Source organism: Streptomyces spirodelae (assembly GCF_017676385.1).
Lineage (GTDB): Bacteria > Actinomycetota > Actinomycetes > Streptomycetales > Streptomycetaceae > Streptomyces > Streptomyces spirodelae.
In genome coordinates this window covers 1-12,353 of sequence record NZ_JAFFZN010000020.1, presented here as the reverse complement: position 1 = coordinate 12,353, position 12,353 = coordinate 1, and the positions used below count along the sequence as shown (strand labels likewise).

Sequence of the window (12,353 nt, the reverse complement as noted above, 5' to 3'; positions counted from 1 at the left end):
TGGAGGGGTGGACGGAGCGGAAGAAGAGGCCCGTGCGGGGCTGTCGGACGAGGACCGGGCTGTGCTGGCCTTCGCCGCCCGCGGATGGGCCTCGCCCGGCGAGAGGGAGCGGGCCATCCGGGAGCGGCTCGGGATGTCGCCTGTGCGCTATTACCAGCAGCTGAATGCGCTGCTGGACGATGAGAGGGCGCTGGCTGTCGATCCGGTGACGGTCAATCGGCTGCTGCGCCGCCGTCAGGAGAACCGGGACCGGACCCACTAGCCCCGCGGATGCCTGGGCTGCGGGTGCCTGTGGGTTGCGGACGCCTGTGGGCTGCGGGTGCTGGTAACCCGCACTGGTTATGGTGCGATCATGTCGCTTCCCTCCATGCCGGAGACGGCCGCAGGGCGTGCCGGACTCGCCGCCATCCTCGCCGACCCGGCGCGAGCCGTCCTCGCGCTCGACTTCGACGGGACGCTCGCGCCCATCGTCACCGACCCGCAGGACGCGCGGGCCCGCCCCGAGGCGGTGCACGCGCTGGCGCGGCTGGCCCCGCGGCTGGCCGGTGTCGCCGTCATCACCGGCCGGCCCGCCGCTGACGCCGTACGGTTCGGCGGCTTCGAGAGCGTCGCCGGGCTGGAGGGCCTGACGGTGCTGGGCGCGTACGGGGCCGAACGGTGGGACGCCGCCGACCCGGTCGTACGCGCGCCCGAACCACCCGCCGGGGTCGCGGACGTTCGGGCCGAACTCCCGGCCGTACTCGCCGCGTCGGCGGCGCCGCAGGGTACCTGGACGGAGGACAAGGGCCGGGCGCTCGCCGTCCACACCCGGCGCGCGGCCACCCCCGACGAGGCGCTCGACCGGCTGCGCGCCCCGCTGTACGCCCTCGCCGAGCGGCACGGCCTCGTGGTCGAGCCCGGGCGCATGGTGCTCGAACTCCGCCCGCCCGGCGCCGACAAGGGCGCGGCCCTGACCGGCTACGTCCACGAACGGGCCGCCACCGCCGTCGCCTACGCGGGTGACGACCTGGGCGACGTTCCCGCGTACGACGCCGTCGAGGCGCTGCGCCGGGAGGGCGTACCCGGGCTGTTGATCTACAGCGCGCCGGAGACGGCCACCGAGTCGGTGGAGGAGCTCCGCACCGGCGCCGACCTCCGCGTCACGGGCCCGGCCGGGCTGGCGGCCTGGCTGGAGGCCCTGGCGGACGAGCTGTAGCGCCGCGGCCGCGGCCCGTCGGGGCCGGGTCAGGCTCTCGGCCGGTCAGGACCCGAGCGCTTCCAACTGGTCGAGGAGCCAGCGGGCGGGCGGCCGTGAGGTGGCGATCCCGGCCAGGCGCCGGGTCCGCTCCGTGCGGGTGGCGGCGTCCAGCTCCAGCGCGGTCCGCAGCGCTTCGGCCGTCTCCCGCACGTCGAAGGGGTTCACCGCGAGCGCTTCGGACGCCAGTTCCTCGTACGCTCCCGCCTCCCGCGAGAGCACCAGCGCGCAGCCCTCGTCGGAGACCACGGGGATCTCCTTGGCCACGAGGTTCATCCCGTCGCGGATGGGATTCACCAGCGCCACGTCCGCCATCCGGTAGGCGGCCAGCGACCGGGCGAAGTCGTCCTTGACGTGCAGGACGACCGGTGTCCAGCCGCCGGTGCCGAACTCCTCGTTGACCGCGTCGGCGACCCGGCCGACCTCGGCGGTGTAGTCGCGGTAGACGGCCAGGTCCTGCCGCGAGGGGTAGGCGAAGGCGAGATGGACGACGCGCTCGCGCCACTCGGGGTGCTCGGCCAGCAGCCGCCGGTACGCGTACAGGCCGCGGACGATGTTCTTGGACAGCTCGGTGCGGTCCACCCGCACGATGGTCCGCCGGGGGCTGCCGTCCGGGTCCGCGCCCACCTGCTCGCGCAGCTGTGCCATCCGCTCGGCCACGTCGTCACGGTGCGCCCGCTCGCGCAGGAAGTCACCGTCCGCACCCAGCGGGTGCACCCCGATCCGCGTCGTACGGCCCTCGGACGTCACCGAGAGGGTGCCGTTCTCACCCTCGGTGACCGTGGCGCCCAGTACCCGTCGGCAGCACTCGGTGAACAGCCGGGCCCAGCGTGCGGTCAGGAACGCGGTGCGGTCGGCGCCGAGCATGCCGCGCAGCACCTTCGCCGCGACCTCGTCGGGCAGCAGCCGGAAGTAGTCGGCGGGCGCCCAGGGGGTGTGCGAGAAGTGGCCGATCCGCAGGTCGGGACGGCGCTCGCGGAGCATGCCGGGGACGAGCGTGAGGTGGTAGTCCTGCACCAGCACGGTGGCGCCCTGCCCGGCCTCCTGGGCCAGCGCGTCCGCGAAGGCGGCGTTGTACCGCTCGTACGCCGTCCACTGGCGGTCGAATTCCTGGTCGAAGACGGGCTCCAGCGGGGTCTGGTACAGCATGTGGTGGGTGAACCACAGCACGGAGTTGGCGATGCCGTGGTAGGCCGCCTCGAAGGTGTCGGCCGGGATGTCGAGCATCCGTACGGACTGGCCGCCGGTGTCGCCGCCGTCCAGGTGACCTCCCGAGCGCCGGGCCGCCTCGCGGTCGCCCGCACCGAGCGCCGCGCACACCCACACCGCGTCCGCCTCGGGCCCGATGGCCGACAGCCCGGAGACCAGGCCGCCGCCCCCGCGCCGGGCGGTGAGCGTGCCGTCGACGTCCAGCGTGTAGGACACGGGCCCGCGGTTCGAGGCGACCAGCACCTGGGCCGCCGCCTCCGGTCCCGGTGCTCCCTGTGGTGATGTTGCTCCAGCGACCATGCGGCGAGCCTAACTCCCGCCGAAACCGCTCAAAAGGGCGCCCCGAAGGGGCGCGGGGAACGGCTCCCGCAGCGTCCAGGAAGCCCTCACGCTGCCACCCGCTGCCCATATTCGGGCACTGTGCACATCGGCGGCCGCTCCTCGGCGTCCACCAGGTGGCCGCGGGGAACGAAACAGCCGGTCGTGTCCCGCTCGAACTGGGTCAGTTCCGTTCCGCCCGACCGGCCCTCGAACCTGCTGAGCGCCTCGTAAGCAGGTGGGCCGCCCCTGCCGATACGGCGCTCGGCCGCCGCGTGGATGGCGGTGGCCATCCGGCCGAGTGCCTGTCCGTCCTGGTTGCGGTGCAGCCGCACGCCCACGTCGACCTGGGCCAGCGCGTCGAGACCCACCAGCTCCAGCGTGTCGACCAGGATCGCCAGCTCCACCCCGTAGCCGACCGGGAAGGGCAGCCGCTCCAGCAGCGAACGGCGCGCCGCGTACTCGCCGCCCAGCGGCTGGACCAGCCCGGCCAGCCGCGGCCAGTGCAGGTTGAGCAGGGGGCGCGCAACCAGTTCGGTGACCCGCCCGCCACCGGCCGGGCTGCCGGACAGCGGCCGGTCGTACATCGCCTTGACCAGATGCACATCCGGCTCCGTCAGCAGCGGCCCGACGATGCCGGTGACGAAGTCCGGCGAGAACTCGCGCAGATCCGCGTCGACGAAGCAGACGATGTCACCGCTGGTCGCAAGGAGCGAGCGCCACAGCACCTCGCCCTTGCCTGGCCGGGTCGGCAGCCTGGGCAGTACCTCGTCCCGGTGGATCACCTCGGCCCCGGCCGCCGCCGCGACCTCGGCCGTACGGTCGGTGGAGCCCGAGTTCATCACGACCAGCTCGTCCACCAGCGGCGTTGCGGCATCGAGGCGGGGCGAGGCCAGCTCACTGCGGATCGTCGAGACGATGTCGCCGACAGTGGCCTCCTCGTTGAGCGCGGGCAGCACCACGCTGACGGTGGTGCCGGTGCGGCGCTTGGCCGCCAGCAGTGCCTCCAGCGGCCGGTCAGCGACGCGCCAGGAGCGGCGCCGCAGCCATTGGCCCACTTCATCGAGCACGTGCGCGCCTTCCTGTAGTCGGGTCCGGTCGGGTTCATGCCTTCGGTGCGGGCCCTGTACGGGACCGGGGAGGATGGGTGACGGATGATCCATCTCGCGGTTCGGACGTCCCTCTCAAGCGTGACCGCCGTCCGTTACAGTCTTGAACAACGCAGGTGACCTCCGCATCTCGGGGTCGCCGTGACAAACGCCCGAGTGGCCCTGGGCCGCCCGGCGCCATAGTGCAGCTCATCCAGAGGGGCAGAGGGAACGGCCCGTTGAAGCCCCGGCAACCATCCCGCGATCCGCGTGTACGCGGACCTTAAGGCGAGACCGCCTCGTGGGGACGGTGCCAATTCCGGCCCGTGACGAGATACGCCACGGGGAAGATGAGGAGAAAGGGCCTCGCCTCCATGGCTGTGCAGACAGTTGCAGCGAACAGCACCACGTCCTCCGACGACGCCGGGACCTCCGGCGGCCCGTCCGGGAACACCTCCCACGACCTCGGTGCCGCAGTGGCCCTCTCCTGTCGCGAGTGCGGTACCCGCACCGAGCTGGGGCCGAGCTTCGTATGTCTGGAGTGTTTCGGCCCGCTGGAAGTCGCCTACGAGCTGCCCACCGGTGACCCGGAGGGGCTGCGCAGGCGCATCGAGGCCGGACCCGCCTCGATGTGGCGCTACGCGCCGCTGCTGCCCGTCCCCGCCGACGTCGCCGAGAAGCCGAACCTGAACCCCGGCTTCACCCAGTTGGTCAAGGCCGACCGGCTGGCCGCCGAGCTCGGCGTGACCGGGGGCCTCTACGTCAAGGACGACTCCGGCAACCCCACCCACTCGTTCAAGGACCGCCCGGTCGCCATCGCTCTGGAGGCCGCACGTGCCTTCGGGTTCACCACTCTCTCCTGCTCCTCGACCGGCAACCTGGCCGGCGCCGTGGGCGCCGCCGCCTCCCGTGCGGGGCTGCGCTCGTGCGTGTTCATCCCGGATGGTCTCGAGCAGTCCAAGGTGGTGATGGCCGCGATCTACGGCGGTGACCTCGTCGCGATCGACGGCACCTACGACGATGTGAACCGCTTCTGCTCCGAGCTGATCGGCGACCCGCTGGGCGAGGGCTGGGGCTTCACCAACGTCAACCTGCGGCCGTTCTACGCCGAGGGCTCGAAGTCCCTGGCGTACGAGATCTGCGAACAGCTCGGCTGGCGGCTGCCCGACCAGCTCGTCATCCCCGTCGCGTCCGGCTGCCAGCTGGTGAAGATCGACAAGGGGCTGCGGGAGCTGATTCAGCTCGGCCTGGTCGAGGACAAGCCGTTCCGGATCTTCGCCGCCCAGGCGGAGGGCTGCTCGCCGGTGTCCCGCGCGTACAAGGACGGCACCAGCGCCGTCCGCCCGGTCAAGAAGCCCGACACCATCGCCAAGTCGCTGGCCATCGGCGACCCGGCGGACGGCCCCTATGTGATCGACATCTGCAAGCGCACCGGCGGCGCCGTCGAGGACGTGAACGACGAGCAGATCGTCGACGCGATGAAGCTGCTCGCGCGGACCGAGGGCGTCTTCGCCGAGACGGCCGGGGGCGTCACGCTGGGTGTCACGCGCAAGCTGATCGAGTCCGGCGCCATCGACCCGAGCCTCACGACCGTCGTCCTGAACACGGGTGACGGCCTCAAGACCCTGGACGCCGTGGCCCCCACGGCCCGGCCCACCGCCGTGATCAGCCCCAACCTGGCCGCCTTCCGCGAGGCCGGTCTGGCCTGACCGCCGCCCGGCCGGCCTTCCGGGAAGCCCGGCCGGCCCCGGCGGGCACCGGACGGCTGAAATCCGCCCCCCGGTGTTTAAGTGGCAGCGGGGCCGGAGCGGGACCCCGGGGTGCTTTTCCCCTTACGTTAGGAAGATCGACATGAGCGTCAACGTCCGGATTCCGACCATCCTCCGCACCTACACGGGCGGTCAGGCCGAGGTCACCGCTGAGGGCGGCACCCTCGCCGAGGTGCTGGCGGACCTGGAGAAGAACCACGCGGGCATCAGCGCACGGGTGCTGGACGACGCGGGCAAGCTCCGCCGCTTCGTCAACGTCTACGTCAACGACGACGACGTCCGCTTCGAGCAGGGTCTGGAGACCCCCACCCCGGATGGCGCGGGTGTCTCCATCATCCCGGCGGTAGCCGGCGGCTGACCCGTTCGGAGCCGTTCGGAGCCGTTGGGTCGTGTCCGGGCCTGTCGGGCTCTGCTCGGTGCTGTCGGACCGTCGCCACCTGCGGTTCGACCTGGTGATCGCCCCTTCCGGGGAAAACCGGAGGGGGCGGTTCCATGTGACGAGAGGTGGTCAGGGAGGCGGTAGAGTGAGGGGAGTTCCCTCTCCCGCCGCGCGTCGAACGCGGCGGTGTGTGCGATGAGGAAGTGACAGCGCCACGACGACAACGGGCCAACAACGGGCCAAGTTGCCGTTGAAAGCCGAGTGGTAATTGTCGCGAAGGCTCCGTATGTCTGGCCCGACTTGCCCTGCTCCAGCCGCAGTTGAGGCATATTTCCGATCAGCCGTGCCCAGAATTCTCGTCCGATTGACCTGTTGCAGAGGGCGTCCGTGCAGATACATTCAGCGGCGGTCGACGCGTTCCGGCGCACGCCCCCGCTTGCCGGTGGGGGTGAGGTCTGACCCGGGTTCGCGAAGTGCGGACTCGCGCAAGGGCCAGTAATAGGGGAGTTAGGAATGGCTCAGGGCACCGTCAAGTGGTTCAACGCGGAGAAGGGGTACGGCTTCATCGCGGTCGACGGTGGTGCGGACGTGTTCGTCCACTACAGCGCGATCCAGATGGACGGTTACCGCACCCTGGACGAAGGGCAGCGGGTCGAGTTCGAGATCTCGCAGGGTCAGAAGGGGCCGCAGGCGGACATGGTCCGCGTGACCGGCTGAGTGCCGCCGGACTGCGCGAGAGCTGTCGCAGTGAAGGGGTCGCACCCGTAGGGTGCGGCCCCTCTTTTGCGTCCCGAAGGGGCGCGGGGAACGGCGCGAGCGACCACGAGCCACCCGCAGTCCGCAGTCCACGTCCAGGGGCAGCCCCCTCTCGGCACCAAGAGAGGGGGCACCAAAGCAACGCCCCCAACCTCGCTTGCACTCTCCATGCCCGAGTGCTAATCATTGGGTTAGCACTCTGCGAGTGAGAGTGACAGAGAAGGACCGGGTCGGTGAGGCCGCAGGCCGGGTGGGGCAAGGAACCGCCGGGTCGTAGGCCGTCCGTCGCGGGCGCCACGCGGTCCGGAGAAATCCAACCCTCCCCTTGCGCTCGGCGCATGGGGGAATCCAGGGAGGACCAACCCACATGGCCAAGATCATCGCCTTTGACGAGGAGGCGCGGCGCGGTCTTGAGCGTGGCATGAACCAGCTTGCCGACGCCGTCAAGGTCACGCTCGGCCCCAAGGGCCGCAACGTCGTTCTGGAGAAGAAGTGGGGCGCACCCACGATCACCAACGACGGTGTCTCCATCGCCAAGGAGATCGAGCTCGAGGACTCCTACGAGAAGATCGGCGCGGAGCTGGTCAAGGAGGTCGCCAAGAAGACGGACGACGTCGCCGGTGACGGCACGACGACCGCCACCGTGCTGGCCCAGGCGCTCGTACGGGAGGGCCTGCGCAACGTTGCCGCGGGCGCCAACCCGATGGCTCTCAAGCGCGGCATCGAGCAGGCCACCGAGGCCGTCTCCGCCGCTCTGCTGGAGCAGGCGAAGGACGTGGAGACCAAGGAGCAGATCGCTTCGACCGCCTCCATCTCCGCGGCCGACACCCAGATCGGTGAACTGATCGCCGAGGCCATGGACAAGGTCGGCAAGGAAGGCGTCATCACCGTCGAGGAGTCGCAGACCTTCGGGCTCGAGCTCGAGCTCACCGAGGGTATGCGCTTCGACAAGGGCTACATCTCGGCCTACTTCGCCACCGACATGGAGCGCATGGAGGCGGAGCTCGAGGACCCGTACATCCTCATCGTCAACTCCAAGATCAGCAACGTGAAGGACCTCCTTCCGCTGCTGGAGAAGGTCATGCAGTCGGGCAAGCCGCTGCTGATCATCGCGGAGGACGTCGAGGGCGAGGCCCTGTCCACGCTGGTCGTCAACAAGATCCGTGGCACCTTCAAGTCCGTCGCCGTCAAGGCTCCGGGCTTCGGTGACCGCCGCAAGGCGATGCTGAACGACATCGCCATCCTCACCGGCGGCCAGGTCATCTCCGAGGAGGTCGGCCTCAAGCTGGAGAACGCCACCCTCGACCTGCTGGGCCGTGCGCGCAAGGTCCAGATCACCAAGGACGAGACCACCATCGTCGACGGTGCGGGCGACAGCGAGCAGGTCCAGGGCCGGGTCAACCAGATCCGTGCCGAGATCGAGAACAGCGACTCGGACTACGACCGCGAGAAGCTCCAGGAGCGCCTGGCGAAGCTGGCCGGCGGCGTGGCCGTCATCAAGGCCGGTGCCGCCACCGAGGTCGAGCTCAAGGAGCGCAAGCACCGCATCGAGGACGCCGTCCGCAACGCGAAGGCGGCCGTCGAGGAGGGCATCGTCGCCGGCGGTGGCGTGGCCCTGCTGCAGGCTTCCTCGGTCTTCGAGAAGCTGGAGCTGGAGGGCGACGAGGCCACCGGTGCCGCCGCCGTCAAGCTGGCCCTGGAGGCCCCGCTCAAGCAGATCGCGGTCAACGCCGGCCTCGAGGGCGGCGTCATCGTGGAGAAGGTGCGCAACCTGACCCCGGGCCACGGTCTGAACGCGGCCACCGGCGAGTACGTCGACATGATCGCCGAGGGCATCCTCGACCCGGCCAAGGTGACGCGCTCCGCGCTGCAGAACGCCGCCTCCATCGCGGCGCTGTTCCTCACCACCGAGGCCGTCATCGCCGACAAGCCGGAGAAGGCCGCTGCGGGCGCCGACGCCGGTGCCGCCGGTGGTATGGGCGGCATGGACTTCTGAGGAAGCTCGCCGTCTGATCGGCTGCGTACCGCCTGGGGCGGGCACCTTGCGGGGTGCCCGCCCTTCGCTTGTGCGGTGGGGCTTCGGCTTGTCCGGTGGGGCTTCGGGGGAGGGCGCGGCCCCAGGATCAGCCGACCTCCACGTCCGCGAAGCAGAGGTACCCCTTGATCTCGGACACCTGGTCGTAGGGCTCCGGATAGGACCAGGCGATGTCGTGGGCGCTGCCGTCGGCCAGCGACCAGTAGTCGGCGGTGCCCTTGAAGGGGCAGCGGGTGTGGGTGTCGGAGGCGGCCAGCAGATCGGTGCGTACGTCCTCGGGCGGCAGGTAGTACCGCACCGGGTAGCCGGTCTCGCTCAGCAGCAGCGGCCGGTGGCTCTCCGCCAGTACCCGGCCGTCACGCGTGACCACGCGCACGCGCTCGCTGCCTTCCTCGATGGTGATCGTATGACCCTGTGCGGCCATGGCGCGGTCCTTCCTTCGGAGGTTGTCGGTGCCCGGTTCTGCCTCGGTGCCTGCTCTCGGCCTCGGTGCCCCGATTCGGCCTCAGGCCCCGAAGAGCTCCAGGGCCGAGGTTTCCAGTCCCGTCATCTTCACCGGTACCGGGCGGTGCGTCTCCCAGTCGGCACGGCTGAGCCGAAGTCGCTGCAGGGTGCGGGCCCTGCCCTGCACGGCGACCGTCTGCAGACCGTCCGGCCGGTAGCCCAGTTTCTCCGACACCCGCCGCGAGCGCGGGTTGTCCGTCATCGCTGCGGACGTCATGCCGCGTGCGCCGAGCCCTTCGAAGGCCAGCTGCAGCGCGGCCGCCCGCATCTCGGTGCCGAAGCCCTGGTTCTGGTGCGCCGCGCCGAGCCAGGAGCCGGTCTCCGCTTCCCGTACGACCGCGAAGTCGGTGCTGCTCACATCCTGACGCCCGATCACCCGCCCCTCGTACAGCACGGCGAGGCTCAGCGTCCAAGCCTCAGGGCGCCAGCTCGCGATGGTGCTCAGCACGTGCTGGAAGCAGCCGCGTCGGCGCTCCTCGGGGCTCGCCGCGGACCACGGGATGCTGAACGGCATCTCGGCGTCGCCGTGCACCTTGCCGGCGGCCAGCTCCGCCAGCTCGACGAGCGTCCGCTCATCCGGAAGGCGCAGTTCCAGTCGGGGAGTCGTCAGGCGCAGCCCGTACAAGGGCCATACGCCGGCTTCCGTGGTCTCCATGACGGGAGCTTGCCGAAGAGGGAGGGCGCAGGCGAACGAATTACGGTCGCTCACGGCCGCCGTCCGATGCGCCGGCCCAGGCTGTCGAGCACGGAGGCGAGGCCGATCTCGAACAGTTCGTCCAGGTGCAGATCGTAGCCGTCCGTGCCGAGCGAGCCGACCAGACGGGTGAACGTCGGATAGGCGCCGGAGGCGGTGAGCGACGCGAGGGTTTCCTCCTGCTGTGCCATCCAGGCGTCATCGGTAAGGCCGGTGCTGCTCTCGGCTGCGGTCTCGCGCTCCCACTGGATGGCCAGTCCCTGGATGTGGCTGTAGAGCAGTACGTTCAGGTTGAGCACGGTCGCCGGGGGCAGGCCGTGGCCGTCCAGCGCGCTGAGCATCCACTCGGAGTACGCCAGCAGGTTGGGCAGCAGCAGCGGCCGGGTGAGCGGACCGATCTGGGCCAGCCAGGGGTGCGCGCGGTGCAGCTGCCACAGGGAGCGGGCGCCCAGTTCCAGCCGGGCCCGCCAGTCTGCGGGAGCTTTGGCCGGGGTGTCCGGGGTATCCGGGATATCCGGGGTGTCCGGGGCGTCCGGGCCGTCCGGGGTGTCCGGCGGTAGTTGGAGCTCGCCGAGAACGGTGTCGGCCATCAGCAGGACCAGCTCGTCCTTGCTGTTCACATAGCGGTAGGCCGCCATGGTCGCCGCGCCCAGCCGGGCCGCGACGCCCCGCATCGACAGGGCGGCGAGCCCTTCGGCGTCCGCGATCCCGATGGCGACGCGGACGATCCGCTCCCGGGTCAGCTCCCGGTCGGCTCCGGCTCCTGTCGCGGTCTGGGTTTCGATCGCGGCCGGGGTTCCGGATCTCGTGCCGCCCTGGGTGGGGCGTCGGCGTCGGGGTGCGACCACGGTTCCCACTCGGGGCCGGGCCTCGACCAGCCCGTCCTGGCGCAGCGTGGCCAGCACTTTGGTAGCGGTGGCCAGCGCGACGTTCCACTCGCGGGCGATCTGCCGGGTGGAGGGCACCCGGTCCCCGGGCGCGAGCTCGCCGTCCTCGATACGCCGCCGAAGCTCCGCCGCGATGCGCGCGTACGGCGGCGTGAAGTGCGCCACAGTCGGTCCCCTCTCATTGGCTGTACTAGAACAGAGGCTAGCAGTGAAGAGGGGTGCACCAGTCGCTTCTGTCCTAGCTCAGCTGGGAATTCTGCCTGTTGGCGGCAGTGTGCGTACGGCGTACGTTCGTCGCGAGTCACACAGGGACAGCGCGTGCTCCGATGTCGCGTACGCCGTATCAAGGGAGACCTCATGCAGACAGTCCTCGTCTCCGGCGCCAGTGTCGCCGGGCTCACTCTCGCCCACTGGCTGCGGCGCCGTGGCTACGCGCCCACCGTCGTGGAACGGGCGCCCTCTGTGCGGCCCGGCGGCCACGCCATCGACGTACGGGGCGTCGCACTCGACGTACTCGACCGGATGGACCTGCTCGAGGAGGCGCGTGGTGTCCGTACCCGGATGCGTGGCATGTCGATGCACGACAGTGGCGGCAACGAACTGTGGCGCTCGGCCGAGATGACCTACAGCAGCGGCCGACTGGACAGCGACGACATCGAGCTGCTGCGGGAGGACCTGACGAGGCTCCTGTACCGGCGCGTCCAGGCCGGGAACGAGGCGGAGTTCCTGTTCGGCGACTCGATCTCGGCGCTCCGGTGGACGGGGGACGGTGTCCATGCCACGTTCGCAAGCGGAGCCCGACGCATGTTCGACTACGTAGTGGGCGCCGACGGCCTGCACTCCGGAGTGCGCCGCCTCGCCTTCGGTCCCGAGGCCGACTACCTCCGCCACCTCGGCTCCCACGTGGCCGTCTTCAGTACGGACAACTTCCTGGGCCTCGACAACTGGCAGGTGTGGGTGCAGGGCGAGACTGCGAGCTACTGCCTGTATCCCGTACGCGACAACACCGAGCTCCGCGCGACCCTGGGCTTCATGTCGGAGTCGATCCATCACGACCACCGCGACACCGAGCAGCAGAAGAGACTCCTCGCGGAGAACATGGCCTCTCTCGGGGGCGACACCCCCCGGCTGCTGGAGGCCATGCGCACCGCGCCCGACTTCTACTTCGACGCCATGGCGCAGGTCCATATGGACGGCTGGACGCGCGGCCGCGTCGCGCTGGTCGGCGACGCGGGCTATTGCCCCTCGCCGCTCTCCGGCCAGGGGACGAGTCTCGCCCTGGTGGGTGCGTACGTCCTCGCGGACGAACTGGGCCGGTCCGCCGACCCGGCGATCGCCCTGTCCCGCTACGAGGAGCGCATACGCCCCTACGTCACCCTCAACCAGGCCCTCGCCACCGAGAACCCCGGCAAGGGTCCCTCCGAGGAGTCCCTCACCAGGGCGAAGAATGCCCTCACCCTGGGTGAGGACGACACCGAGA

12 protein-coding genes and 1 riboswitch are annotated in these 12,353 nt (G+C 70.5%); of the genes, 7 read left to right on the top strand and 5 right to left on the bottom strand.

Annotated elements, in window-relative coordinates; all coding sequences use genetic code 11:
- The first annotated feature begins 7 nt into the window (after positions 1-7).
- Entirely contained in the window at positions 8-262 is a 255-nt protein-coding gene (locus JW592_RS20770) for a DUF3263 domain-containing protein (RefSeq protein ID WP_209266688.1), read from the top strand.
- Positions 263-352: 90 nt separating this feature from the next.
- Positions 353-1,195, top strand: a complete 843-nt coding sequence (gene otsB / locus JW592_RS20765) for a trehalose-phosphatase (protein WP_209266687.1) — start codon at positions 353-355, stop codon at positions 1,193-1,195.
- A 45-nt stretch (positions 1,196-1,240) separates the two neighbouring features.
- On the opposite strand, the gene JW592_RS20760 is transcribed toward otsB, so the two are convergent.
- On the bottom strand, positions 1,241-2,743 hold the full coding sequence (locus JW592_RS20760; RefSeq protein ID WP_209266686.1) for an alpha,alpha-trehalose-phosphate synthase (UDP-forming): 1,503 nt from the start codon (positions 2,741-2,743) through the stop codon (positions 1,241-1,243).
- Between the two features lie 86 nt (positions 2,744-2,829).
- Positions 2,830-3,831, bottom strand: a complete 1,002-nt coding sequence (locus tag JW592_RS20755) for a glucosyl-3-phosphoglycerate synthase (RefSeq protein WP_209266685.1) — start codon at positions 3,829-3,831, stop codon at positions 2,830-2,832.
- A 225-nt stretch (positions 3,832-4,056) separates the two neighbouring features.
- Positions 4,057-4,206, top strand: a riboswitch (SAM riboswitch).
- A 17-nt stretch (positions 4,207-4,223) separates the two neighbouring features.
- On the opposite strand from JW592_RS20755, the gene thrC reads away from it, so the two are divergent.
- The 4 genes from thrC to groL all read left to right on the top strand — a co-directional run bounded on the left by thrC (position 4,224) and on the right by groL (position 8,749).
- Entirely contained in the window at positions 4,224-5,558 is a 1,335-nt protein-coding gene (gene thrC / locus JW592_RS20750; RefSeq protein ID WP_209266684.1) for a threonine synthase, read from the top strand.
- Between the two features lie 142 nt (positions 5,559-5,700).
- Positions 5,701-5,976 (top strand): MoaD/ThiS family protein, encoded by a 276-nt coding sequence (locus JW592_RS20745; RefSeq protein ID WP_209266683.1) that lies wholly within the window; start codon positions 5,701-5,703, stop codon positions 5,974-5,976.
- Positions 5,977-6,510: 534 nt separating this feature from the next.
- Positions 6,511-6,714 carry a cold-shock protein gene (locus JW592_RS20740; protein WP_016472377.1) on the top strand — a complete coding sequence of 68 codons (204 nt, stop codon included), beginning with the start codon at positions 6,511-6,513 and terminating at the stop codon, positions 6,712-6,714.
- A 406-nt stretch (positions 6,715-7,120) separates the two neighbouring features.
- Positions 7,121-8,749: a chaperonin GroEL gene (gene groL, locus JW592_RS20735; RefSeq protein ID WP_209266682.1), complete on the top strand. Its 1,629-nt coding sequence runs from the start codon at positions 7,121-7,123 to the stop codon at positions 8,747-8,749.
- Positions 8,750-8,876: 127 nt separating this feature from the next.
- Here the strand turns inward: groL and JW592_RS20730 are convergent, their stop codons facing one another.
- The 3 genes from JW592_RS20730 to JW592_RS20720 all read right to left on the bottom strand — a co-directional run bounded on the left by JW592_RS20730 (position 8,877) and on the right by JW592_RS20720 (position 11,038).
- A complete protein-coding gene (locus tag JW592_RS20730; protein ID WP_209266681.1) occupies positions 8,877-9,212 on the bottom strand; it encodes a DUF427 domain-containing protein in 336 nt (111 codons plus the stop codon).
- 81 nt (positions 9,213-9,293) lie between these two features.
- Positions 9,294-9,947: a GNAT family N-acetyltransferase gene (locus JW592_RS20725; protein WP_209266680.1), complete on the bottom strand. Its 654-nt coding sequence runs from the start codon at positions 9,945-9,947 to the stop codon at positions 9,294-9,296.
- A 50-nt stretch (positions 9,948-9,997) separates the two neighbouring features.
- Entirely contained in the window at positions 9,998-11,038 is a 1,041-nt protein-coding gene (locus JW592_RS20720; RefSeq protein WP_209266679.1) for a TetR/AcrR family transcriptional regulator C-terminal domain-containing protein, read from the bottom strand.
- Positions 11,039-11,230: 192 nt separating this feature from the next.
- Between JW592_RS20720 and JW592_RS20715 the strand changes: the two genes are divergently transcribed.
- A partial coding sequence (locus JW592_RS20715) for an FAD-dependent monooxygenase (RefSeq protein WP_209266678.1) occupies positions 11,231-12,353 on the top strand: 1,123 nt, incomplete at its 3' end.

Excerpts from the sequence above, each read along its gene's own strand:
- otsB (WP_209266687.1), top strand. The coding sequence starts at position 353 with ATGTCGCTTCCCTCCATGCCGGAGACGGCCGCAGGGCGTGCCGGACTC.
- JW592_RS20760 (WP_209266686.1), bottom strand. The coding sequence starts at position 2,743 with ATGGTCGCTGGAGCAACATCACCACAGGGAGCACCGGGACCGGAGGCG.
- thrC (WP_209266684.1), top strand. The coding sequence starts at position 4,224 with ATGGCTGTGCAGACAGTTGCAGCGAACAGCACCACGTCCTCCGACGAC.
- JW592_RS20745 (WP_209266683.1), top strand. The coding sequence starts at position 5,701 with ATGAGCGTCAACGTCCGGATTCCGACCATCCTCCGCACCTACACGGGC.
- JW592_RS20740 (WP_016472377.1), top strand. The coding sequence starts at position 6,511 with ATGGCTCAGGGCACCGTCAAGTGGTTCAACGCGGAGAAGGGGTACGGC.
- groL (WP_209266682.1), top strand. The coding sequence starts at position 7,121 with ATGGCCAAGATCATCGCCTTTGACGAGGAGGCGCGGCGCGGTCTTGAG.
- JW592_RS20730 (WP_209266681.1), bottom strand. The coding sequence starts at position 9,212 with ATGGCCGCACAGGGTCATACGATCACCATCGAGGAAGGCAGCGAGCGC.
- JW592_RS20725 (WP_209266680.1), bottom strand. The coding sequence starts at position 9,947 with ATGGAGACCACGGAAGCCGGCGTATGGCCCTTGTACGGGCTGCGCCTG.